The organism is Kamptonema formosum PCC 6407 (assembly GCF_000332155.1).
Classification (GTDB): Bacteria; Cyanobacteriota; Cyanobacteriia; order Cyanobacteriales; family Microcoleaceae; genus Kamptonema; species Kamptonema formosum.
On the sequence record NZ_KB235904.1, the window covers coordinates 184861 to 207346 of the forward strand.

Below are 22486 nucleotides of genomic sequence, written 5' to 3' on the forward strand. Positions count from 1 at the left end.
CCATAGTTATTCAATTTCAAGCTTGATTACTCGATAAACTGTTCGCAGCGAACAGTTTTGCTATGAGTTTTGAGTTTAGGGATTTAGTTGGAGTTTCGACACTCCGGCGGCCAACTGGTATTGGGACAAGTTTCTGATTGCACGGCTTTGCCAGAGCGCATATTGTAACAATCCCCGTGACAGAGGATGTGCAGGCGCAGGTTAAAGAGGCTCAAGGGTTCTGTGGCTTCCACCACAGGCTCGTTGGTGTGAAATATCTCTCTAGTATCGACGATCGTCACTGTGCCTTTGCCCATAATGCTAATGATGCCATCTCCTTCAAACAGGGCACAGGTGTCCTCGTCGATGCCGATGCCGATGCGGTCGGGGTGAGAGGCGATCGCTGACAACAATCTGGCCATGCGATTACGGTTGTGAAAGTGCTGGTCTACTATTACTTCTGGTATGATATCGAGCCCATTTGCCATATCAACTAAAGACCGATTCGGAGATGCGCCGCTACCGCCGCCTGCGATCATGTGGTGGCCCATCACTGCTGCCCCAGCGCTGGTACCAGCGAGGACGATTTTGCCTGCTTGGGCGGTGGTACGGATTTTTTCCATCAAGGGAGTATCGGAGAGCAAACCACACAGGCGCAATTGGTCGCCGCCGGTCATGAATACTCCCGTACAATCTTCTAAATAATCTTTCCATAACGGGTCTTCCCCTTGTTGTCGCTCGCGGATGTCGAGAACTTTGACCGCTTCTGCGCCCATTTCGTCGAAGATGGTGCGGTAGCGGGCGCTAATCGCTTCTGGATCTCGCGAAGCTGAGGGAATGATTGCCAGTCGAGCGCTTGTAGCTCCTGCGCGGTGAAAAAAAGTTTGCAGAATCTCCCGTCCGTGAACTTTGTCTTCCGCTCCTCCAATCACCATGATCGTTGTTGTGGTGCGCTGGGGAGTGTGTTCAAGGGCTTGAGATGTCAACTGCTGCATAGTGTATCTTCCTCTGTTTGGCTAAAATTGAGTCGTGCCGCTCCTGGTATGCTGCCAAGTCAGCTTGCGATCGCGATCGTTGGTTTTTTGCCCTGTTTTTGGTATTGGCGAAGCATACCGCCTGTGGGCTGGCTAAGGCAACTGGCCTGCAACCGAATGCGGTTCCTCCAGCTTGAGGGAGCGATCGCTTCTGAACCCTACTTTTCTGCTGGCTGTCAAGCAGAAGGCACAAGGGCAGAAGGTAGAAAAACTTAGCCATCTAGAAGGACTCAAGGCAGAAAGCAATAAAAGCAATAGTTTCAGCAACTAAGAATCTCTTAATCAGCTTGGCGGTTGCTATAGAGCGCTGGCAATTTTCCTTCCTGGTAGTAATTTTTCTACAAAACCCGCCCACAATACAGCCAGGATTTAAGCGGCAAAGGAAAAACCTAAGACTTATCCGACTATAGGCATTTATTTATGAAATTCATGGTATTATAACTATACCTTTTTTGTGCCAAAATTTTGTGATTTTGTGCGATCGCGATCGCGCTAATAATTCTACGATGACGATGAATCAAAGAGCAATTGTAGAAAACGGGCTTTCGTACCTGTGTTTTTAGCAGGGACAGATTGGAGAATTAACTAATTACTAAATTTACTGCCTCGTGCGATTTGATGTTCTGACTCTGTTTCCAGATTTTTTCACATCTCCCCTAAGTTCGGGGCTGATGGCCAAAGCTTTAGCAAAAAACATAGCTGAGGTAAATTTAGTCAATCCCCGTGATTTTACCGCAGATAAGCATCACCGAGTTGATGATGAGCCTTATGGGGGTGGTGTGGGTATGGTGATGAAGCCGGAGCCCATCTTTGCGGCGGTGGAATCTGTGCCAATTTTACCGAGGCGTGAGGTGATTTTGCTGACTCCCCAGGGGGAGACGATGCAGCAACAGTTATTTCGGGATTTGGCTGGCGGGTACGATCAGTTAGTTTTGATTTGCGGCCATTATGAGGGTGTGGATGAGCGAGTGTTGCATTTAGTGACTCGCGAGGTGTCTTTGGGGGATTTCGTGCTCACAGCGGGGGAAATTCCGGCTTTGGCGTTGATTAATGGGGTAGTACGGTTGTTGCCGGGAACGGTGGGGAAGGCTGAGTCGGTGGCTTTAGATAGTTTTGAGGATGGGTTGTTGGATTACCCACACTATACCAGACCGGCGGATTTTCGCGGCTTGAAGGTTCCTGATGTTTTATTATCGGGGAATCATGCTGAGATCGATCGTTGGCGGCGACAGCAGCAACTAGAAAGGACGCGCCAACGGCGGCCGGATTTGTTAGACAAGGCCTAAAAAATCATCACAATTAAAAGTAAGTGTCAACACTAGATCGGAAAACTACAATTAATATTTTAAGAGGAAGGTAATAGTATAAGTATCGCCCACAGAAATTATAGAGGTAAGACCTGATTTCTAGGTCAATTTTTTTAAAGAAAGCGACAATCTTTTTAATAAATCACGGGTTTGTGTAAGTCTTAGGAGGTTTAATGGACAAGAGTAATGATAAGTTTATTGATGGGTTTACTTGGGTTTTATGTGGAAATTTTTTACTGTGGTTTGTATTACTTTTTGTTCTGGGCAATTCTATGAATAAAATTTTGTGGTTTGGCAATTGGATTAACCGATGTATTGATATTCAAGTTTCCCTTCTCCTGGTAGTTTGGGTCTAGCTAGGGGGCTGTGGCTATTTTCTTTAGTTACTGGTAGTATTAGCTTTGCACAGCTTTGTTATATTATACCTTTGATAATTTGGGCAAAAAAAAGAGGAAAATGGGAGTTTATTAAGGGGGTTTTTGTTGCTAGCTTGACTACAATTTTATTAGTAGCTAATTGCTTTGTCTCTGTAGTTTTTTGTTGATGATGATGGAGAATATTACACTCAACTCAAATAATTGCCCTAATTAAGCTATAGTATTATCAGGTAATGTTCTCATATAGCCTGCTCACAAATGCCTCCCTCTAAACCTTACCAACCCTTACTACTCAGGCTCCTACATGGAGTTAACGCTCTGATAGCAGTACTCGCAATTTTAACAGCTTTTGTAGTGTACAATAACTATGATGGTCGCTTTGGAAAATTGCCACTTCCTCAGTTGGAACACATCATTGGAATTCATGGCACTTTTGGTAAACTCTTAATTTTAGGTGTGATGCCAGCCTTTGCATTATACAGCTTTCATATCGGTCAAAAACGTTTGATTCAGCCAGATTCGTTAGCTAAAATAACACAATTGAGTAAACCGATTGGGTGGTACAGCTTTCACCGGACTGTCAATACAATCATGTTATTAGCACTAACTTTTTCGATTGTGTCTGGTAGTATGGTCAAGGAAGAATGGCTACCTGCGGGAGAATTAACGCGGATTTGGTACACTCTTCACTTAATAGGATGGGCAATTCTAGTCTTGTGTCTAGCCTTGCATTTACTAATGAGTGCCAAGATTGGGGGATTTCCTCTTATTGTCTCTATGTTTGAGGCCAAGTATCGTCCTAATGATTCTTCTTTGACTGATTGGCTGCATAAAATTCGCTCTTTAATAAGACGCTCTTAATTAAGAATATGCGACGAAATATTACCCTCATTATTGTAGAAGTATTAGTCATGGGTGGCTGGATATTTGCCTTGTTAGCACCTATTCTATTTCCTTGAATTGCTGGTCTAATTATAATAGATTTTTAGTGGAGATTGCTCCCATCCGGTCAAATGTTTGCTATCCTGAAGATATCATACCAGTTTATAAGCCAGATGAACAACACCACAATGTCACTAGCTATCGAAAGTTTACCAACAAATTTAATTACCGATGATGGTGAGCCGATGGAAAGCAATAACCATAGAATTTCGATGAATTTACTTATCCAGTCCCTCAAATATCACTGGCGAGATAGATCGGACTTTTTTGTAGGTGGCAATATGTTTGTCTACTACAGTGCTAACCAAGTCAAAAATCAAGACTTCAAAGGCCCTGATTTCTTTGTGGTTTTAGATGTAGATGGAACCATAAATAGAGATGCTTGGATTGCTTGGGAAGAAGACAGTCGCCTCCCAGATTTAGTAGTTGAATTAACCTCTCCCTCAACTGCTGAAGTAGATGTAACCACCAAAAAAGATATCTACGAGCGCAAATTAAAAACCCAAGATTATTTTGTCTACGAACCCAATATTGCCACTTCTCTCAGAGGTTGGACGTTAATCAATCGTCGGTATCAATCATTATCTCCTAACGAACAAGGGAGATTATATTGTGAGTCTTTAGGACTATGGCTGGGTGTATGGGAAGGGAAAGTAGAAAACTGTCAAGGTAATTGGTTGAGGTTTTTTGAGGCTGATGGAAATTTAGTGTTAATGGGAGATGAAGCTGAAACTCAAAGAGCTGAATTTGAGCGACAGCAGAAAGAGCAGGCTATACAACAATTAGAAATTGAAAGGCAACAAAAAGAACGGTTAGCTGCTAAGTTAAGGGAATTGGGCATTAACCCTGATGAAATTTGATTGCTTGGATATTATAGAATGTCCGATTGATTTTTTTCCGATACTGGAATATTGTAAGTTATCTCTGAAAGTAAAAATTTTATGAACATCCGTATTGGCAATGGTTACGACATTCACCAACTGGTAAGCGATCGCCCCCTAATTTTAGGCGGAGTCAACATTCCACACGAATTAGGATTACTCGGCCACAGCGATGCAGACGTACTCACCCATGCGATTATGGATGCCATGTTAGGAGCACTCAGCTTAGGAGATATCGGTCATTATTTTCCCCCCACCGATCCCAAATGGAAAGGCGCTGATAGTTTAAAATTACTAGCACAAGTAAACCAGTTAATATTAGATAAAGGCTGGCAAATAGGTAATATCGATTCAGTGATAGTAGCAGAACGTCCGAAGTTAAAGCCGCATATAGAAAAAATGCGCGATCGCCTTGCCAATGTCTTAGAATTAAACCCAGACCAAATCGGTGTAAAAGCTACCACGAATGAAAAGTTAGGCCCCGTCGGGAGAGAAGAAGGCATAGCAGTTTATGCTGTGGCATTGTTAGTGGTAAAATAGTTGTAAGGTTGTAAATAATGATGATAACTTCTTCAATTCCCCAGGTTTTGCGTCGGTGGCTTACTATTTTACTAGCAGTTGTCGTCGCCATCACCCTTTATTCATGCAGTCCAGCTCATTCTAACTTAGTAGCACGATTAGTAGTTCCCACACCCAGCGGCCCAGCTACATTTAACTCCCCGCTAAATCAGTCAGCTTATGATGTGTTTGGCTATCTCTACGAGGGATTGCTCAATCAAAATGGTGTGACATCTAACTTAGAACCCGGTTTAGCTGAATCCTGGGAAGTATCTAAAGATGGCAAGAAAATTGTGTTTACTCTGCGGGAAGGATTGAAGTGGTCAGATGGCGAACCTTTTACCACTGACGATATTATTTTTACTTACGATGGTATTTACCTAAACGATAAAATCCCCTCTAGTTTGAAAGACATTCTTAGAGTTGGAGTCAGTCGCCAATTTCCCAAGGTTAAAAAACTCGATCCGCGCCGAGTAGAATTTTCTGTAGCAGAACCATTTGCACCTTTTATTCGATTTGCTGGCGGACTGCCAATTTTACCTGCTCATATTTTAGCAGAAAGTGTTCGCACTACTGATGCTGATGGTAAGCCTTTGTTCCTGTCAACTTGGGGAACTAATACCGATCCCAAAAAAATTATTGGTAATGGTCAGTATCGGATGGCTAGCTATACTCCCAATCAGCGAGTTATTCTAGAGCGCAACCCCTACTATTGGCGTAAAGATACTCAGGGAAATTCTCTGCCTTACATTGAGCAAATTGTCTGGCAAATTATGGAAAATACAGATACCCAACTGCTGAATTTCCGTTCTGGAGATTTGGATACTCTCGACGTACAGCCAGAGGCATTTCCGCTGTTGAAACGAGAGGAAAAACGAGGTAAATATACTATTTATAACGGTGGGCCAGACTCTGGGACAGTGTTTCTGGCATTTAATCTCAATCAGGGTCGTAATGCCAAGAATAAGCCTTTCGTAGACCCGATTAAGTCTCGCTGGTTTAATATTAAGGAATTTCGGCAAGCCATTGCTTATGGAATTAATAGAGATGCGATGACGAACAATATTTATCGCGGTTTGGGTGCTCCCCTGCATTCTCCAATTCCTGTACAAAGTCCTTTTTACCTTTCTCCAGAAAAGGGATTAAAGACTTATAATTACAATCCAGAAAAAGCGAAACAATTGTTACTTGATGCTGGTTTTAAATATAACTCAGAAGGTCAGTTATTGGATGCTAAGGGCAACAAAGTTCGATTTACTGTGCTAGCATCTGCTGGTAAGAAGGTGCGGGAACAGATGGCATCACAAATTAAACAAGACTTAGGTAAACTTGGGATGCAAATTGACACGCAATTTTTGAGTTTCAATACCTATGTAGAAAAGCTGCGCCTGACGCGGGATTGGGATACTTATTTAGGTGGCTTCACGGGTGGCGGTGTGGAACCGCACGGTGGCTATAATGTTTGGTCAGTGAAGGGAACTTTACACAGTTTTAACCAACCGCCGCAACCGGGAGAACCAGCTATTAAGGGTTGGGTTGTTGCTGACTGGGAGCAGAAAATTGATGACCTGTATGTGCAAGCATCGCAGGAACTTAACGAGGCGAAGCGCAAGGAAATTTATGCGGAAACTCAGCGCATCACTACTGAACAAATGCCTTTTGTTTATATGGTGAATCCGCTAACTTTTGAGGCTGTCCGCGATCGCATTTCTGGGATTAAATACAGTGCTATTGGCGGTGCTTTTTGGAATTTGTATGAGTTGAAAATAACAGAATGAATTTGGTAGTGGGTAATGGGTAATTGGTAATGGGTAATTGGTAATTGCTAAACCGAAGTAGTTTCACAGTATGGCGATTGCTTCGCTCGCAATGACAACCAACAACTAACAACCAACAACCAACAACTAACAACTAACAACTAACAACTAACAAATAACAAATTTTATGGAACCTGAAGCATTACAAAATTTACTAAAAGCTGTTGCGGCTGGGGATATGACTCCTGACATAGCTTTGGAAAAATTAAAGCATTTTGACTTTGAACAAGTAGGAGATTTCGCGCGAATTGACCACCATCGTAGTTTAAGAACTGGTTTTCCCGAAGTAATCTGGGGACAGGGAAAAACACCTGAGCAAATTGTTGAGATTATACAGGTGATGCGGCCGCGTAATTCAGTGGTAATGGCTACTCGAATCTCACCGGAGGTGTATGATGAATTGCAGCAGAAAATTCCCGATTTATCTTATTATCGAAGTGCTAAAATTTGTGCAATTGTTCCTGATTTAGCAATCCCAAAAAAAAGCGGAATTATTGCTATCCTAACTGCGGGAACTGCCGATTTGCCTGTAGCAGAGGAGGCGGCTGTTACGGCGGAACTATGCGGGTTTCAGGTTCGCCGTCTTTGGGATGTGGGAGTGGCTGGAATTCATCGTTTACTGAGTCAAAGGCACGTTATTTATGAAGCGGATGTGTTGATTGCAGTGGCTGGAATGGAGGGGGCTTTGCCTAGTGTGGTTGCAGGTTTAGCGAATTGTCCGGTGATTGCTGTGCCAACAAGTGTGGGTTATGGTGCTAATTTTGGCGGTTTAGCTCCCTTGTTAACAATGCTTAATTCTTGTGCTGCTGGTATCGGGGTAGTTAATATTGATAATGGGTTTGGTGCAGCGATTTTGGCTTGTCAAATTCTTAGGACTGCTGAGCGATTGGGGCGGTTTGAGGGAGAGAAAGCTTAAATCATTGAACTTGCTTAGAGCTGAAAATAGAGGTTGCTAGGGCGATCGCGAGGCTGGATAATTTTTTATGAGACAAGAATCATTGACTAATTAGCAATAAGCGCTCTTGACAGGAATTGGCAAAACAGCGGAAATAACTATTTTTTCACTCTATAATCCTTATATACCAACACTTAGAGCATATTTGTACTGTCATACAAGATTTTGTTATCGCCAGAAATAATGTGCGTTATGATACTTATAGCTTAATCTTATGTAAAGAAAAATGAGATTTTAGTCAAGATATTTATCCAAATATTAAGCTATTTGTAACTCTTATGACAACTTGTGTGTTCTAGCTTCTGTTATTACCATATTCAGCTATCTTAGAAATATAAAATAAAGATTAAGCCTAAAACCCTACCTTTGTAGGAGATGATGGCTTAATACCACCAGTTCTTCCCATCCCAGTACCCTGGATGAGGATTCACGATTTTCGGAGGTTCTATGACTCCTACAATGTTACGCCAGCTCTGGTCATTAGTTGAAACCACTCAGGCAAATGTCTTAATGACACTAGATGATGACACTCTCGCACAGTGGTTGCTCAAGCAGTTCAAAATGAATTCCTCGATCAACGGTAGTGAAGCGGAACAGTTAAATCAGTATATCCAGTCTCGGCTATCTCTGATTCGAGATCTAGCGGCTGAGCGTTTAGGAGCAGAGCCCTCTGGCTAATCCTTAAGGTATCGTGGCTGAAACCAGGGTAAAAGCATTAACATGGCTAAAAGCTCCAATTGCTAAGGATTTAAAGCAGTTGCCACAGCTTGTCTCTAGAATTTTAAGGTCGGGTAATTCCACAAATGCTGTATTTTTACTTTTGTCGAAAAATGTATGACTATAGATCGTGGCGATCGCTAATGGATTGGAGAGGAAAACCATGCGATCGCGAATAGTATCTTTTAAAGGACTGCTGCGAGTCGCTCCATAGTCCGCTGATTTTCTGCGGGAGTACCGACAGTAACTCGCAAACCTCCACCTGTGTGCCTAATTAAAGTCCCTTGCGCTTTAAGTTGCAGCATCAAATTGTGATGCTGTTCGTCTAAACAGTTAGAGCCATCGCCTTTGAGCCGGAGGTAAATAAAGTTAGCTGCACTTGGCCATACTTGTAATTTTGGGTGTTTACCAAGAGTTGTAATTAACTTGCTTCGCTCAGCTAAGGTTTCGGGAATTGATGACTGCAATAACTGCCTCCCGGCCAAAGCAAATTGAGCAGCAATTTGAGAGAAAGTGGGGAGATTGTAAGGCAAACGGATTTTTTCGAGGGTGGCTATAACTTCGGGATGTGCGATCGCATATCCTACCCTCATAGAAGCTAACCGAAATGCCTTAGAAAATGTTCGCAAAATTATCCAATTAGGATGTTGCCGCAATTCACCAGCAAGAGTAGTTTGGCTAAATTCAAAATAAGCTTCATCAATGACTACCAAAATATTGTCTGGTAAACTTCGCAGCCAGTCTAACTCATTTGGCGTTAAAGCATTGGCAGTAGGGGAATTAGGATGAACTACAAAAACTACCCGCACGGGAGGATTTTGGGTTTGTTTAATTATTGCTTGAGCCGCCGCTAAATCAATTTCAAAATTTGCTTCATTTCGCCCTACACTCACAACAGGAATACCGAGAGTTTGGGCAAGGATAGCATACATTGAAAAGGTCGGATCGGCCACAAAAATCGAACCTTCCCCCCGCAGACAAGTAGCAATCAGCAATGAGCGAATTAATTCGTCAGAACCATTACCAACGGAGATATTATCTATCGTAATTAAGGAATTTTGAATGGGGTCAACTGATTCATTGACGTATTCTGCGATCGCACCTTTGAGTGCCGCATGACCACCATCAGGATAGCGATTAGCCTCAATTAGCTGCTGGAAATTCCAAGCTAGCTTTTGTTTTAACTCATCAGGCAAATCATAGGGACATTCATTAGTATCCAAGCGATCGAGGGAAATCTCCGACTCCGCTGGTTCTCCTGAAGTGCCACCAGGATGAGGGGTATAGGCAGTAAGTTGTGCTAAATCTTGGCGGATAAATGGGAGCATAACACAAACGTTTATTTTACTTAGAACTTACGCTCATAGGTTCAGAAACCGATTTTTTTACAAAATCTGCTGGCTCTAACGAAGTATTTTCGTAAAAAAACCAGTTTCTTTACTCGAAGTGCTTAAGTCCTGTTGATAATTCTCAATCTGTAATCAACAATTAATCATACTACAAATCCCAGGTTGCCCTTACTTAAAGCTTAGACACTGCTGCACAATTTGCTATATACCACCGCCAAGGCAAATCAGCACCTTTAGAAATACCGATCCGCGTGGTTTGCACAATTGCGATCGCACCTCCATCTACAGCTTCTTGAAATTCTGGACTCCGATGCTCTAACCACAGGGGTTCTCCCGGACGCAAAGCCAGACCATTTAAACTAGAATTAATCTCAAGTACGCGGCAAAGTTTCCCAGGGCCAGCAGCAATGCGATCGCGAAGTCGCCGGTCTCCGGCATCGCGCAGTCGCGGAGCTCCGGCATCAGGAAGTCGTAAAGCTGAGGTATCACCCTTCAATTGTCCATCCGCCTCTGGAACTGACTCTAATTGTAAAGCTCGAATCAACACAGCACTACCAACCCCTTCCAGATCTGTCACAATATTGAGACAGTGGTACATACCATAAATCAAGTATATATATATTGTGCCCGCTGGCCTAAACATCGCCTCGTTGCGAGGAGTACGACGCAGGTAAGCATGACAAGCTGGATCTCCAGGTGCGTAAGCTTCTGTTTCCACGATCGCACCTCGAACTATTTCACCATTAGGAAAACGCCGTACAAGAGTACAACCCACTAAATCAGGCGCAACATTAGGAGATGAACGCGCCAGCCAAGAAGAGTCTACAATCTCAGCGTTTTGAGAGTCGATCGCGTCGCGAGCATTCTTCCCTTCTAGGGGCAGGATAGCATCTACCACTTTAGGGGCGATCGCTATTTTTTTTTGTTTGCTCATCTTCCAAGTTTCACTCAAGGACGGTTAGAATTCAGTAGCCAGTAGGAGCGTGAAAACTTGCCCTCTGGCTGAGGGAAAGCCACGCTCGTTGGATCTTGTTGAAAGACAAGGATAACAGTCTCCATCATCAAACAGAGGAAGCTCAGTTATGGATATCAAGTTAGTTCTAGCAGCCTTGACCGTTGTTTTTACCCTGGGTTGTCTGTTCTTCGGTACGAAAAATGGATTTTATGACAGCGACAACTATCACGGTAACGGCTCTGCTCATTAGAAGGGGCTAGGGAAGAAGGGGAGAGGGGGAGATGGGGAGGATGGGGGAGATGGGGAGGATGGGGGAGATGGGGAGGGTGGGGAGGATGGGGGAGGATGGGGAGGATGGGGGAGATGGGGAGGATGGGGAGGGTGGGTAATTAGCCATTACAGGACTTTGGCACCCAACCAAAGAAACCGGGTTTTTTGACGAAAATACTTCGTTTTTACCCACCGATGAGCTCAAAAACCCGGTTTCTGGAGCCCTGAGCGTAAGTCCTAATGGCTAATTGCTAATGGCTAATTGCTAATTACCCATCTCCCCCATCTCCCGCATCTTCCCCCTCTCCCCCTCTCCCCCTCTCTTCCCCTAGTCCCTAGCCCCTAGCCCCTAGCCCCTTCTTCGTCTAAATAGTTAAGTTTTATTACAAACTTGACATTTGCCGAAAAAACAGTAACAATGAATACAGAAAGAAAAAATAAATCGTTCATCTTAATTGCCTCTAGTTTTATAGAGGCGAACGAGACGGAAGTAGGGACAACTCCCGAAGGAACGCGCCTCAGTTCACCACACTATTGACAGAAGAGGCGAAGACCATGAAACTCACATATCGCGGAATTAGTTACGAATACACTCCTCCCGTAGTTGAAACCGTTGAAGGTAACATCGGCGGCAAGTATCGGGGTTTAGATTGGCGGTTCCGCAATCTTAAGAAAGCTCCACTGTTGCAACCGAGCGTAAACTTGACCTATCGCGGTGTAACTTATTCCAATAACCCAAGTGCGATCGTAGAGAGTCAAGCAGCAGTTGACCAAACAGATCCGACACCAGTTATGCCTATTTCAGAACAAGCTCGCTCCTTGATGATGGATCGCGATCGCGCTGCTAAGAAGCGCCATCAATCAATGCTGAGCCGTTTAGCCGCTGAAGTTGGATTAAATATCACCCCTTCAGAATCCTACCACCAAGGTTAATCACACCTGTTTGTAAGAAGGAAGAGAGAGAGGGGAGGATTGGGAGTTTTGAGTATTGAGTTTTGAGTTGAAAAACTTAAAAATTCCTCATCTCCTATCCTCCCCATCTCTCTCTTCTTTCTTCATTCAAACTTTCCCAAATCTGCGATTCCTTTGTTGGTAAGCATAGAGAGCCCGATGAAACTCTTTGCGGTCAAAATCAGGCCACAAAGTATCAGTAATATAAATTTCCGCATAAGCAATCTGCCAAAGCATAAAATTTGACAACCGCATTTCTCCACTCGTGCGGATTAACAAATCGGGATCGCAAACATCAGCCGTATAGAGATAGCGTTTAAATAAAGCCTCATCAATCTCCTCCGGTTGCAACTGCCCCAACTTCACCTGAGACGCGATCGCACGAGCCGCCTGCACAATCTCCTCACGCCCTCCATAATTCGTCGCCACAGTAAACCGAATTCCCTGATTTTGCTCAGTTTCAGCCACAGAACGTTCAATTTCTGCCTGCAAAGACTTCGGCAAAGCCTGTAAATTTCCCATAAACTTAATTTTTACCCCCTCCTGCACCATCTCCCGCAATTCTTGGCGCAGCTTCCCCTCAAATAAACTCATCAAAAAGTCTACCTCTTCCAAAGGTCTGCCCCAATTCTCAGTCGAAAAAGCATAGGTAGTTAACGCTTCAATGCCCCAATCCTTGCAGCACCGTAGCAACTCCTTCAGCGTACTCGCTCCCCGACTGTGACCCGCAATTCGAGGCAACCCCTGACGCTTAGCCCAGCGGCCATTCCCATCCATAATCACTGCTACGTGCTTGGGCAATCTTTCCCGATCGAGGTCAGCAGGCAACTCTTGTAAAACGCTTAACTTTGCACTCATATATAATTCCGAGGTGGAAACCTATTCTGGTTAACTGTTAACTGTTAACTGTTAACTGCCTCAATTTTTATCGCGATTACTTGGTGGAGGACGGCGTAATATCCGCGAAATCATAGCCGATGCCCTCAAGCCTATCTGCCGTCCCAGATTGCCTATAGGGATTGGCGGCGCTACTCCCTCTCCCTCAGAGGGGTTAAGCTTTGCCTCTAGCAACTCCTTGAGTTTGCTACTCGTCAAAGGTCGGTTTAAATTTCCCATCTGAGCCAAAGAAATAGAACCCGTTTCCTCAGAGACAACCACACAAATGCAAGCTTGCACTCGCTCTGTAATGCCCATCGCCGCTCGGTGACGAGTTCCCAACTGCCGCGACGCAGTACGCTCCGACAGCGGCAAGATTACCCCCGCCGCCACAATTCGAGAACCTCTAATCAGAGTCGCCCCGTCGTGGAGCAAAGTTTTTGGCTGAAAGATAGTCTGCAAAAGTTCTTTTGAAACTTCAGCATTCAGCTTTACACCTGGTACTGAAAAATCCCGCTCGTCAATCGGAGAGTCAGTTTCAAGGATGAGTAAAGCTCCAGTACGATTTTGTGAAAGTTCTTTAACTGCGTCCACAATTTCATCAATCACACTATCAGGCTCAGGAATAGACCTGCGACCTGGGCCAAACAATTGCAGAATTTCACCCCGACCCAATTGTTCCAGCAATCTGCGAAATTCTGATTGCAAGATCACTGCCATTGCCACAGCGGAACCAGTGACTAAGCTGTTGAGGGCAATGTGCAGCAACCTCAACCCAGCCCAGTTACTTACCGCTGTAGCTAACATCAGAACAATAAACCCCCGTACCATCCATAGCGTCCGGCGTTCTCCAATAATGACAAGCACCATGTACGCTAGGGCAAAGACCAATCCGAGATCCAGCCCGTGAATTAAAAAAGATACAGGGGGATATTGCAAAAAGCCCGCACTGTTAATGTCAAAACTAGATTGTTGATTGTTCATGGTTCATAGTTCGCTGCTAGCCATGAACCTTGAACCATGAAGCATGAACCATGAAACATGAACCGTCTTTTATTCCACTTGTTTGACGAGTCTTTCGGGCAAGCGGTCTTGCCTCAGTAAGTCTTGGTAAGTTTCACGCTGTATGATAACGTTTGCTTCCCCATCTCTGACTAAAACGGCTGTTGGTCGAGGCAACCGATTATAGTTAGAGGCCATGCTGTAATTGTAAGCACCTGTCGCCATTACGACCAGGACATCTCCCGGTTTTGATACTGGCAACTGAGCATTTTTAATTACAATATCGCCTGATTCGCAGTGTTTGCCAGCAATTGTTACTGTTTCTGTTAAAGGAGCAGACATTTGGTTGGCTGCGACTACTCGATATACTGATTGGTAGGTAATCGGACGCGGGTTGTCTGACATCCCGCCATCTACAGCTAGATAAGTCCGCATTCCGGGAATGACTTTTTTGGAGCCAACTGTGTAAGCGGTGACGCAAGCTGAACCAATCAGCGATCGCCCTGGTTCGCAAAGTAATTTCGGTAAAGGTATTTCCAGCTTTTGGCAAGCTGCTGCTACCGATTCGCCAATTACTTTGACCCAAGCTTCGATACTGGGAGGATCGTCCGCTTCAGTATAGCTGATGCCTAAGCCACCGCCAACGTTGAGTTCTCCCACAGGTAGGCCGTAGTGACTTGCTTTGACGAATGCTTCGGCGATGACTCCTGCTAAATCTTCGTGGGGTTGGAGTTCAAAAATCTGCGAACCGATGTGAGCGTGTAAGCCAATACAGGATAATGAGGGTTGTTTGCTCAGGAAGGCAAAGACTCGATCGAGATCGTTGGGATCGAACCCAAATTTGCTATCCAGGTGGCCTGTGCGAATGTACTCATGTGTGTGACATTCGATCCCTGGAGTAAACCGCAGCATGACGCGCACTGGTTGGGTTGCTCTATTTTCTAGAATTTCAACCAGAGTTGATAATTCTAGCCAGTTATCGGCGACGATAGTACAGCCGCTTTCGATCGCTAGTTCTAGTTCGCTGCGAGATTTATTGTTACCGTGAAAGTAGAGTTTGTTAGGACTAACGCCAGCTTGGAGAGCAGTAAAGATTTCGCCCCCAGATACCACGTCGATACCTAAGCCTTCGGAGGATGCGATCGCACAAACCGCCATACAACTCCACGCCTTAGAAGCGTAAAGTACCTGAGACTCACCCGGATAGTAACGTTTTAAGGCTTCCCGGTACTGGCGACAAGCCGTTCGCAATGTCACTTCGTCTAAAATATAGATCGGCGAACCAAATTGCTCAACCAGGTTAACTACATCGCAACCCCCGATCTCCAAGCGATCTTGACTGTTAACTCTAGCTGTCAGCGGTAAAAGTTCCTGATTCGGCGAACGAGTCTGGGGGGTATTTTTAGAGTCAGGTAGATACTGAAGTCCAGAATTTTGAACTTCAACAGATTGAATTGATACCATCGTGATAATTAAGTGTTTTTGGCCATTAGTCGTTAGTCATTAGTCATTAATCATTAGCCGCGAGATATAGACTGGGGACTAGAGGCTAAATGACCTAGACTAGGAAGGATTTGTTACTTAAGAGGGTTAAGCCCTAGTTTATTTTCTAGTGTACAATTGACCGCTGTGCCTTTGATAGAAATTAAACATCTTGCACCAGAACACCTGCCAGCAGCCGTCGAACTCGACCAGCTTTGTTTCGGCGGAATTTGGACTTTGGAAGGCTACCGCCGAGAGCTAGACAGTTCTAATAGCGATTTGTTGGGTTTGTGGAAGATGGTGGAGGATGGGGGAGATGGGGGAGATGGGGGAGATGAGGGAGATGATTCTTCTGTACATCCGGGTTTAGCCAATAAATATCCCATCCACCCCTTTATTTCATCTCCTCCCCATCCCCCCCATCCTCCCCATCCCCCCCATCCTCCCCATCCTCCCCATCCTCCCCATCCCTCCCTAATTGGTATCGCCTGTCTTTGGTCAATTTTAGAGGAGGCTCATATTACGATTTTGGCTATTCATCCTGACTATCAAGGTCAGGGTTTTGGGCAAGCTTTGCTTTATGCTTTGCTAAAGTCAGCTCATCAGCGAAAACTGGAGTGGGCTACTTTGGAAGTGCGATCGTCTAATTTGGCGGCGATATCTCTTTATCAGAAGTTCGGTTTTCAGGAGGCGGGACGTAGACGCGGCTATTATCAAGATAGTGGGGAAGATGCTTTGATCCTATGGCTAGGTGGTCTTCAAAAGCCAGAATTTGAGCAGGATTTAGCTAAATGGGAGGGGGAAATTCGCGATCGCCTCACCTATCTTTTGCAAGAAGTTTAATTCTTGAATTTAGATGGAATATTGCCAAGTTGATAAAAATCCGTCAATTTCTTACCTTCACTATCAGTAAGAGCAGTAAAATATTCACGAACGCTGACATCTTTAATAGATTCCATAGCAGGAAAACTCAGATACTCAACATCAAATACCTTCTCCGTATCGGTAAATGTTACCTTTCCCCTACCAATAGTATGATGGCCCCACTCACTTTTGGGATATTTGCGACCAATTTCAATTTGCCATTCCCCATTGTTGTAAATGGTCAAAGTTTCACTAGAAATAGGAATCCATTCGCCATTGTCTAGGTAGCCTGTAGAGATTTTTTGAGGTGAGAAGACTTGAGGTTGAGGCATGGCTCCATAAACAATATGAGCAATACGTTGGGTACGATAATCAAAGCCAAAGCTTCTAGCGTATTGTGATTTCCAAACCCACCAGGGAATAACTTTAGAATTTTTTAGTGTAGAATCTATTTGTTCGCGATGTGCTTCATAACAGCAGAGAATTTGCTCATATTCCCCTCGACTAAACTCAGATGGATTTACATAGATTGTCCAGTTGATCCAGTTTTTTCTGGATACATCGTCATAAAAAGTTTTAATTTCTAGTTTGGCGCGATCGCTTGGGTTAATCGGCAAACCCATATCTAATAGTTTAGGAGAAATTCTACCTGCTAAAGATCGAGAAACTACTTTGTTATTAAAACAGAGAATAGGGAAGCGAACCAAATCGCCGGAAAAAATATTTTTTTGAAATGAGTGCTCTTCCATTATGGTAAGACGATTAGGATTTTGCGGATCTTCGCTTGGACAAATCACTTCAAGAGTCAAAATATCTGGACGTTTTTTCTTGTAGTATTTAGACAAATTATATACACTTATAGGAGATAAATAGGTATATATTACCCAACCCCATAACGCAATAACAACACCGATACCCCACAGTATCCTCCCATAGCCGACAATTCTTTTGTACAATTTTTCACCAATTTCTTTTAATATTTCCATGATTTTTTACAGCTTGTTAGTATAATTAATTTGACTACTTAATAAATATTTTATCGCCAACTTAAGCTATGGGGCAAATCTATTGTTCGGATCTTGAGGGGGCTGGCGATCGCGATCCCCACCATGTGCCAGTTGCGTAAGCCCTTAAATTATTCGCCCGAAGACTTCGGCCCTACTTGCTCTTCAACCCGATGACACTAGATAGGGTTGTGCTACAATCCATCAATACGTAGTAGTAGGCTGGGCACAGATCGAGAAGATTAATCTTCTTGCAGTCTAGGGGAGGTTGTAGGTCAGCCACCATCTGGGCCTTCCCAGTTGAAAGCCACCCTGTAACGGTAGCCTAGAAGCTCAACCGTAGCCTCAACGGCAGAGCGGTTGAAAGTGTCACGCCCCATAACTCAGCGTCGAGTTCACTCTCGAATGTGCGTTTTATCGCGCAGGCTGGCGTGACCTCAAAATGGGCATATAGCAGGTGATGGGAGATAGCAATGTTTGAACGCTTCACAGAAAAAGCCATAAAAGTGATCATGCTCGCCCAGGAGGAAGCTCGCCGCCTGGGGCATAATTTTGTGGGTACTGAACAGATTCTCTTGGGCCTAATTGGCGAAGGCACAGGGGTTGCGGCGAAGGTGCTCAAATCGATGGGTGTCAACCTCAAAGATGCTCGGATCGAAGTTGAAAAGATTATTGGTCGGGGTTCTGGCTTCGTAGCGGTGGAAATTCCTTTCACCCCTCGTGCGAAGCGAGTTCTAGAATTATCCCTAGAAGAAGCTCGTCAACTCGGACACAACTATATCGGCACCGAACACTTGCTTTTAGGTCTAATCCGGGAAGGCGAAGGAGTAGCTGCTAGAGTGCTGGAAAATCTGGGGGTAGACCTCTCGAAAGTCCGCACCCAAGTGATCCGAATGCTGGGCGAAACCGCTGAGGTGACAGCCGGTAGTTCAACGGGTCGCACGAAGACACCAACTCTGGACGAATTTGGAGCTAACCTTACCCAGATGGCCGTTGATGGCAAACTCGACCCAGTGGTGGGACGACAGAAAGAAATCGAACGGGTAATCCAAATTTTAGGACGGCGGACTAAAAATAACCCCGTGTTGATTGGGGAACCAGGGGTAGGTAAAACTGCGATCGCAGAAGGTTTAGCCCAACGCATCGCCAATAATGATATCCCAGATATCCTCGAAGACAAGCGCGTAGTCACTCTGGACATTGGCTTACTGGTAGCAGGTACTAAGTACCGAGGCGAATTTGAAGAACGCCTCAAAAAAATCATGGACGAAATTCGCTCAGCGGGTAACGTCATCCTAGTCATAGACGAAGTACACACCCTGATTGGTGCCGGTGCTGCCGAAGGTGCGATCGATGCTGCTAATATTCTGAAACCAGCCTTAGCTAGAGGAGAATTGCAGTGCATCGGAGCTACAACCCTCGATGAATACCGCAAACATATCGAGCGCGATGCTGCCTTAGAGCGACGTTTTCAGCCAGTAATGGTAGGCGAACCGACAGTTGAAGAAACAATAGAAATATTGTTCGGCTTGCGGGAACGTTACGAACAGCACCACAAACTCAAAATCTTGGATTCTGCCTTAGAAGCAGCAGCCAAACTTTCAGATCGATATATTAGCGATCGCTACTTACCTGATAAAGCGATCGATCTAGTAGACGAAGCAGGTTCCCGCGTCCGTTTGCTAAGTTCTCAACTGCCCCCCGCCGCCAAAGAACTAGACAAAGAATTGCGTCAAGTTCTCAAGGAAAAAGACGAAGCAGTACGCTCTCAAGATTTTGACAAAGCTGGGGAACTGCGCGATCGCGAAATGGAAATCAAAGCCGAAATTCGCGCCATCTCCCAGACCAAAAAAACCGAAGGCAAGAGCGATACAGACGTTTCCCCTAACGTCACCGAAGAAGACATTGCCCAAATCGTGGCAAGTTGGACAGGCGTACCCGTCAATAAACTCACCGAATCCGAATCCGAAAAACTGCTGCACATGGAAGACACCCTCCATCAGCGGCTCATCGGTCAAGAAGAAGCAGTCAAAGCCGTCTCTCGCGCCATTCGTCGCGCGCGGGTAGGCTTGAAAAACCCCAACCGCCCGATCGCCAGTTTCATCTTCTCCGGCCCCACCGGCGTTGGTAAAACCGAACTTACCAAAGCTCTCGCCTCCTACTTCTTCGGTTCCGAAGAAGCCATGATTCGACTCGATATGTCCGAATACATGGAACGTCATACTGTTTCCAAATTAATCGGTTCGCCTCCCGGATACGTCGGCTACAACGAAGGCGGTCAATTAACAGAAGCAGTCCGTCGCCGTCCATACACAGTGGTGCTGTTCGATGAAATCGAAAAAGCCCACCCCGATGTCTTCAATATGCTCCTGCAAATATTAGAAGATGGGCGGTTAACAGATGCCAAAGGTCGCACCGTAGACTTCAAGAATACGCTGCTGATTATGACCTCAAACATCGGTTCGACGGTAATTGAGAAAGGCGGTACAGGCATTGGTTTCGAGTTTGCAGATAACCAAGCAGATGCCCAGTACAACCGCATTCGCTCCTTAGTGAACGAAGAACTCAAGCGCTACTTCCGCCCAGAATTCCTCAATCGTCTCGATGAGATTATCGTCTTCCGTCAATTGATCATGGACGAAATCAAAGAAATCGCGGTGATTATGCTCAACGAGGTATTTGGTCGCTTGACAGAAAAGGGTATTACCCTCGATGTGACTGAGGCTTTTAAAGAGCGCCTTGTCAAAGAAGGTTATAACCAAAGTTACGGTGCAAGACCTCTACGCCGCGCAATTATGCGTTTGTTAGAGGACGTACTAGCTGAGGAAATCCTTTCTGGTCGAATTAAAGACGGTGATAGTGCCGTTGTTGATGTTGACGATGATGGTCAGGTGAAAGTCCTCCAAGGTAAAAAACGGGAACTTTTACCTCAAGTTGCTGAATAGTAAATCTGCTGTTTCTTCTTGCTTGAAATTGGGGGAAGAACTCAGATAAAAAAACGGTAGAGAATATAATTCTCTACCGTTTTTTTATACTTTCATTGCGAGGGAAGCGAAGCAATACCAACAGCTTGCGATTGCTTCGCACAGCGAACAATGACACATAGTAAGTAATTTGGACATGATATTAGTTAACAGTTAACTGTTAACTGTTAACCGTTAACTTTCTATGCGTTTGCATCAGCGCGGCGCTGCTTCATTTTAGCTTTCACTAAACCTAAGCCACCCAAAGCTAAACCGAGCATCGTGGCAGGTTCAGGTACGGGTTCGCCAGGGGTGACAGGATCTTCTGTAGAAGGCAATGTTGCCGTCAGCATCATTCCATCGTTAGTACATTCTTCTAACAAAGTGATAACTGCATTAGCTGGGTTCATAAATTGACCTAGCAAGCTTTGGCTGAAGCTAAATCCTACAGTATACTTGCCAACACCGCCTAAGCCAGCGAAACCACTAGCCAGAGAAGCAATTTCACTAACTCCCAGGAAGTTAATATCACCTACTTTAGTTCCGCTAGCAATGGCATTTAGCTGACCGTAGTTTGTGTCTTGGCTGACACCATTTGCATTAGTTAAATAGCTCTTAGCTTCAGCTACAGTTGCACCGCCATAGCCTATTGCTCCTCCTGTGGTGCCAGTATTTGTATTTGGAGCATTGTTGTTAACCCAACTCTGGTATTCATCGAAGGTAGTGAATCCAGAATTTTGCTGAGTTACGCTCTGTGCCGTGACACCACTGTAGACACCGGTGGTTGCAGCGCCAGAGTCATTCGTACCAGCAAAGCGGATACCAAACAACGATCCAGTTGCGCTAGCGTCTTTTAAACTCTTGCCTGTGAAGTTGAAGAGGATGTCGCCCCAGCCAATATTTCCGTCTGCGGCTCCGCTATAAGCTTGCCCAGCCAGAGCAAGATTAGCATTAAAGGCTATGGAAATGATGCCGTCATTTGCCTTCATTGCCATGCCGTACATTTCATAATTACTATTTTTACCAACGCCGTCATTGCCATCATTGCCGTCTGCGAAGGAATCCATCGTATAAGTCCAGTTGGAGCCGAGTACCTGAGCTTGAGCGGCTTGTCCGGTTATTAAGCTGACGCAGACAGCAGCAGCAGTGACACCGATTAATGTGGAAAGATTGCGAATTTTCATAGCGTTTAACCTCTTGCGTCTTTTCTTGCCCTTATAGTGACAATCTTATATAACCCTTGATAAAGGTTCTAGAGGCGATCGCATATTTTTTGATAAATATACAGTGAAGATTGATAGAGGTTTTTATCGAGTATTCTACGTACTAATACTGAAAGGTTAAAGGTAAACTAGATGGAGAAGGTATTGGAGAAGTAAATGATTAAGGAAAAGAGTTTAAAGACAGAAATTGTAGGCAATGTTCCTAGTGCTTGGTGGTCTAGACTGTGGCGATCGCAGAAGGAAAATATTCAGATCGTGGCGATCGCACTATTGTTAGCCCTGTTTATTCGGGCTTTTGTCGCTGAGCCCCGCTACATACCTTCAGATTCAATGGTGCCAACTTTGCAGATAGGCGATCGCCTCGTAGTTGAAAAAGTTTCTTACTATTTTCATCAACCAGTAACAGGTGACATTATCGTGTTTAGCCCTCCTAAACAGTTGCAAAAGAAAGGTTTTACCAAAGATCAGGCCTTTATTAAACGAGCGATCGGCTCCCCAGGCCAAACAGTTGCCGTCCGCGATGGTAAAGTCTATCTCAACAACAAGCCGCTTCAGGAAAACTATATTGCCGAGCCACCAGAGTATGAGTGGGGGCCAGAGATCGTCCCAGAAAATACTTACTTTGTCATGGGAGACAACCGTAACGATAGCAACGACTCTAGCAAGTGGGGATTCTTACCAAAAGAAAATATCATCGGTCGTGCCGTGTTTCGCTTTTGGCCCCTCGATCGCGGTGGACTCCTGTAAGTGGGGAGATGGGGGAAATTAAATCGAACCCACTCTCGAAGTCTCCAAATCTCCAAGTCTCCCGCTTTCCGTGTACGGATATTGCTACTGAATCCCTACCTCTGATGAGGTAGGGAGTTTTGGCGCTGACTGATAAAATAGTACCAAGCCCTGTGGGAAGACCCACTTATAGCAGTTTTCAATTGGGTAGGTACTGCTCTAAATTAGCAATTAGCAATTAGCAAGTAGCAATT

At 44.7% G+C, this 22486-nt stretch carries 22 protein-coding genes and 1 riboswitch; of the genes, 13 read left to right on the forward strand and 9 right to left on the reverse strand.

Annotated features, from left to right (window positions below):
* Positions 1–83: 83 nt before the first annotated feature.
* Positions 84–974 (reverse strand): cyanophycinase, encoded by an 891-nt coding sequence (locus tag OSCIL6407_RS0117750; RefSeq protein ID WP_007353381.1) that lies wholly within the window; start codon positions 972–974, stop codon positions 84–86.
* Between the two features lie 48 nt (positions 975–1022).
* Here OSCIL6407_RS0117750 and OSCIL6407_RS0117755 point away from each other — a divergent pair, with 48 nt between their 5' ends.
* The 8 genes from OSCIL6407_RS0117755 (at position 1023) to OSCIL6407_RS0117795 (ending at position 8528) form a co-directional block, all read left to right on the forward strand.
* The gene (locus OSCIL6407_RS0117755) at positions 1023–1229 is read left to right on the forward strand and encodes a hypothetical protein (protein ID WP_019487505.1); all 207 of its coding nucleotides are present in this window, start codon (positions 1023–1025) and stop codon (positions 1227–1229) included.
* A gap of 392 nt (positions 1230–1621) precedes the next feature.
* A complete protein-coding gene (gene trmD, locus OSCIL6407_RS0117760) occupies positions 1622–2299 on the forward strand; it encodes a tRNA (guanosine(37)-N1)-methyltransferase TrmD (RefSeq protein ID WP_019487506.1) in 678 nt (225 codons plus the stop codon).
* A gap of 656 nt (positions 2300–2955) precedes the next feature.
* On the forward strand, positions 2956–3558 hold the full coding sequence (locus tag OSCIL6407_RS0117770) for a cytochrome b/b6 domain-containing protein (RefSeq protein ID WP_007353384.1): 603 nt from the start codon (positions 2956–2958) through the stop codon (positions 3556–3558).
* Positions 3559–3767: 209 nt separating this feature from the next.
* Complete coding sequence (locus OSCIL6407_RS0117775) at positions 3768–4499, forward strand: Uma2 family endonuclease (protein ID WP_019487508.1); 732 nt, start codon at positions 3768–3770, stop codon at positions 4497–4499.
* 81 nt (positions 4500–4580) lie between these two features.
* Positions 4581–5060 carry a 2-C-methyl-D-erythritol 2,4-cyclodiphosphate synthase gene (ispF, locus tag OSCIL6407_RS0117780; RefSeq protein ID WP_007353387.1) on the forward strand — a complete coding sequence of 160 codons (480 nt, stop codon included), beginning with the start codon at positions 4581–4583 and terminating at the stop codon, positions 5058–5060.
* Positions 5061–5077: 17 nt separating this feature from the next.
* Positions 5078–6856 carry an ABC transporter substrate-binding protein gene (locus OSCIL6407_RS0117785; protein ID WP_007353388.1) on the forward strand — a complete coding sequence of 593 codons (1779 nt, stop codon included), beginning with the start codon at positions 5078–5080 and terminating at the stop codon, positions 6854–6856.
* A gap of 166 nt (positions 6857–7022) precedes the next feature.
* Positions 7023–7811, forward strand: a complete 789-nt coding sequence (gene larB / locus OSCIL6407_RS0117790; RefSeq protein ID WP_007353389.1) for a nickel pincer cofactor biosynthesis protein LarB — start codon at positions 7023–7025, stop codon at positions 7809–7811.
* A 486-nt stretch (positions 7812–8297) separates the two neighbouring features.
* Positions 8298–8528: a hypothetical protein gene (locus OSCIL6407_RS0117795; RefSeq protein ID WP_007353390.1), complete on the forward strand. Its 231-nt coding sequence runs from the start codon at positions 8298–8300 to the stop codon at positions 8526–8528.
* Positions 8529–8752: 224 nt separating this feature from the next.
* Here the strand turns inward: OSCIL6407_RS0117795 and OSCIL6407_RS0117805 are convergent, their stop codons facing one another.
* Together OSCIL6407_RS0117805 and OSCIL6407_RS0117810 are read right to left on the reverse strand one after the other, a co-directional pair.
* Positions 8753–9895 (reverse strand): histidinol-phosphate transaminase, encoded by a 1143-nt coding sequence (locus OSCIL6407_RS0117805; protein ID WP_007353392.1) that lies wholly within the window; start codon positions 9893–9895, stop codon positions 8753–8755.
* 193 nt (positions 9896–10088) lie between these two features.
* The gene (locus OSCIL6407_RS0117810) at positions 10089–10850 is read right to left on the reverse strand and encodes a DNA-3-methyladenine glycosylase (RefSeq protein ID WP_007353393.1); all 762 of its coding nucleotides are present in this window, start codon (positions 10848–10850) and stop codon (positions 10089–10091) included.
* Between the two features lie 148 nt (positions 10851–10998).
* Here OSCIL6407_RS0117810 and OSCIL6407_RS37850 point away from each other — a divergent pair, with 148 nt between their 5' ends.
* Complete coding sequence (locus tag OSCIL6407_RS37850) at positions 10999–11121, forward strand: hypothetical protein (RefSeq protein WP_267879554.1); 123 nt, start codon at positions 10999–11001, stop codon at positions 11119–11121.
* Between the two features lie 6 nt (positions 11122–11127).
* On the opposite strand, the gene OSCIL6407_RS35450 is transcribed toward OSCIL6407_RS37850, so the two are convergent.
* Entirely contained in the window at positions 11128–11268 is a 141-nt protein-coding gene (locus OSCIL6407_RS35450; RefSeq protein ID WP_155523406.1) for a hypothetical protein, read from the reverse strand.
* A 314-nt stretch (positions 11269–11582) separates the two neighbouring features.
* Positions 11583–11659, forward strand: a riboswitch (Glutamine riboswitch).
* A gap of 37 nt (positions 11660–11696) precedes the next feature.
* Here OSCIL6407_RS35450 and OSCIL6407_RS0117820 point away from each other — a divergent pair.
* The gene (locus tag OSCIL6407_RS0117820) at positions 11697–12074 is read left to right on the forward strand and encodes a DUF4278 domain-containing protein (protein WP_007357263.1); all 378 of its coding nucleotides are present in this window, start codon (positions 11697–11699) and stop codon (positions 12072–12074) included.
* A gap of 126 nt (positions 12075–12200) precedes the next feature.
* Here the strand turns inward: OSCIL6407_RS0117820 and OSCIL6407_RS0117825 are convergent, their stop codons facing one another.
* The 3 genes from OSCIL6407_RS0117825 to lysA form a co-directional block, all read right to left on the reverse strand.
* The gene (locus OSCIL6407_RS0117825; RefSeq protein WP_007357262.1) at positions 12201–12950 is read right to left on the reverse strand and encodes an isoprenyl transferase; all 750 of its coding nucleotides are present in this window, start codon (positions 12948–12950) and stop codon (positions 12201–12203) included.
* A gap of 60 nt (positions 12951–13010) precedes the next feature.
* Positions 13011–13952, reverse strand: coding sequence for a diadenylate cyclase CdaA (gene cdaA, locus OSCIL6407_RS0117830; protein WP_007357261.1), 942 nt, complete (start codon positions 13950–13952; stop codon positions 13011–13013).
* 69 nt (positions 13953–14021) lie between these two features.
* Complete coding sequence (gene lysA / locus OSCIL6407_RS0117835) at positions 14022–15434, reverse strand: diaminopimelate decarboxylase (protein WP_007357260.1); 1413 nt, start codon at positions 15432–15434, stop codon at positions 14022–14024.
* A gap of 156 nt (positions 15435–15590) precedes the next feature.
* Here lysA and rimI point away from each other — a divergent pair, with 156 nt between their 5' ends.
* Positions 15591–16295, forward strand: a complete 705-nt coding sequence (gene rimI, locus OSCIL6407_RS0117840; RefSeq protein WP_019487510.1) for a ribosomal protein S18-alanine N-acetyltransferase — start codon at positions 15591–15593, stop codon at positions 16293–16295.
* Here the strand turns inward: rimI and OSCIL6407_RS0117845 are convergent.
* Positions 16292–17302, reverse strand: coding sequence for a hypothetical protein (locus OSCIL6407_RS0117845; RefSeq protein ID WP_007353378.1), 1011 nt, complete (start codon positions 17300–17302; stop codon positions 16292–16294). The two genes, rimI and OSCIL6407_RS0117845, sit on opposite strands and share 4 nt — an antisense overlap.
* 491 nt (positions 17303–17793) lie before the next feature.
* Here OSCIL6407_RS0117845 and OSCIL6407_RS0117850 point away from each other — a divergent pair, with 491 nt between their 5' ends.
* Complete coding sequence (locus tag OSCIL6407_RS0117850; protein WP_007353377.1) at positions 17794–20265, forward strand: ATP-dependent Clp protease ATP-binding subunit; 2472 nt, start codon at positions 17794–17796, stop codon at positions 20263–20265.
* 221 nt (positions 20266–20486) lie between these two features.
* Here OSCIL6407_RS0117850 and OSCIL6407_RS0117855 read toward each other — a convergent pair whose 3' ends face one another.
* Entirely contained in the window at positions 20487–21467 is a 981-nt protein-coding gene (locus OSCIL6407_RS0117855; protein ID WP_007353499.1) for an XDD3 family exosortase-dependent surface protein, read from the reverse strand.
* Positions 21468–21662: 195 nt separating this feature from the next.
* Here OSCIL6407_RS0117855 and lepB point away from each other — a divergent pair, with 195 nt between their 5' ends.
* Entirely contained in the window at positions 21663–22253 is a 591-nt protein-coding gene (gene lepB / locus OSCIL6407_RS0117860; protein WP_007353500.1) for a signal peptidase I, read from the forward strand.
* Positions 22254–22486: the final 233 nt, after the last annotated feature.

Coding starts and splice junctions, on each gene's coding strand:
- lepB (WP_007353500.1), top strand. CDS start 21,663: ATGATTAAGGAAAAGAGTTTAAAGACAGAAATTGTAGGCAATGTTCCT.
- OSCIL6407_RS0117775 (WP_019487508.1), top strand. CDS start 3,768: ATGTCACTAGCTATCGAAAGTTTACCAACAAATTTAATTACCGATGAT.
- cdaA (WP_007357261.1), bottom strand. CDS start 13,952: ATGAACAATCAACAATCTAGTTTTGACATTAACAGTGCGGGCTTTTTG.
- OSCIL6407_RS0117750 (WP_007353381.1), bottom strand. CDS start 974: ATGCAGCAGTTGACATCTCAAGCCCTTGAACACACTCCCCAGCGCACC.
- lysA (WP_007357260.1), bottom strand. CDS start 15,434: ATGGTATCAATTCAATCTGTTGAAGTTCAAAATTCTGGACTTCAGTAT.
- OSCIL6407_RS0117820 (WP_007357263.1), top strand. CDS start 11,697: ATGAAACTCACATATCGCGGAATTAGTTACGAATACACTCCTCCCGTA.
- larB (WP_007353389.1), top strand. CDS start 7,023: ATGGAACCTGAAGCATTACAAAATTTACTAAAAGCTGTTGCGGCTGGG.
- OSCIL6407_RS0117855 (WP_007353499.1), bottom strand. CDS start 21,467: ATGAAAATTCGCAATCTTTCCACATTAATCGGTGTCACTGCTGCTGCT.
- OSCIL6407_RS0117805 (WP_007353392.1), bottom strand. CDS start 9,895: ATGCTCCCATTTATCCGCCAAGATTTAGCACAACTTACTGCCTATACC.
- OSCIL6407_RS37850 (WP_267879554.1), top strand. CDS start 10,999: ATGGATATCAAGTTAGTTCTAGCAGCCTTGACCGTTGTTTTTACCCTG.
- OSCIL6407_RS0117785 (WP_007353388.1), top strand. CDS start 5,078: ATGATGATAACTTCTTCAATTCCCCAGGTTTTGCGTCGGTGGCTTACT.
- OSCIL6407_RS0117845 (WP_007353378.1), bottom strand. CDS start 17,302: ATGGAAATATTAAAAGAAATTGGTGAAAAATTGTACAAAAGAATTGTC.
- OSCIL6407_RS35450 (WP_155523406.1), bottom strand. CDS start 11,268: ATGGCTAATTACCCACCCTCCCCATCCTCCCCATCTCCCCCATCCTCC.
- OSCIL6407_RS0117810 (WP_007353393.1), bottom strand. CDS start 10,850: ATGAGCAAACAAAAAAAAATAGCGATCGCCCCTAAAGTGGTAGATGCT.
- ispF (WP_007353387.1), top strand. CDS start 4,581: ATGAACATCCGTATTGGCAATGGTTACGACATTCACCAACTGGTAAGC.
- OSCIL6407_RS0117795 (WP_007353390.1), top strand. CDS start 8,298: ATGACTCCTACAATGTTACGCCAGCTCTGGTCATTAGTTGAAACCACT.
- OSCIL6407_RS0117825 (WP_007357262.1), bottom strand. CDS start 12,950: ATGAGTGCAAAGTTAAGCGTTTTACAAGAGTTGCCTGCTGACCTCGAT.
- OSCIL6407_RS0117770 (WP_007353384.1), top strand. CDS start 2,956: ATGCCTCCCTCTAAACCTTACCAACCCTTACTACTCAGGCTCCTACAT.
- OSCIL6407_RS0117850 (WP_007353377.1), top strand. CDS start 17,794: ATGTTTGAACGCTTCACAGAAAAAGCCATAAAAGTGATCATGCTCGCC.
- OSCIL6407_RS0117755 (WP_019487505.1), top strand. CDS start 1,023: ATGCTGCCAAGTCAGCTTGCGATCGCGATCGTTGGTTTTTTGCCCTGT.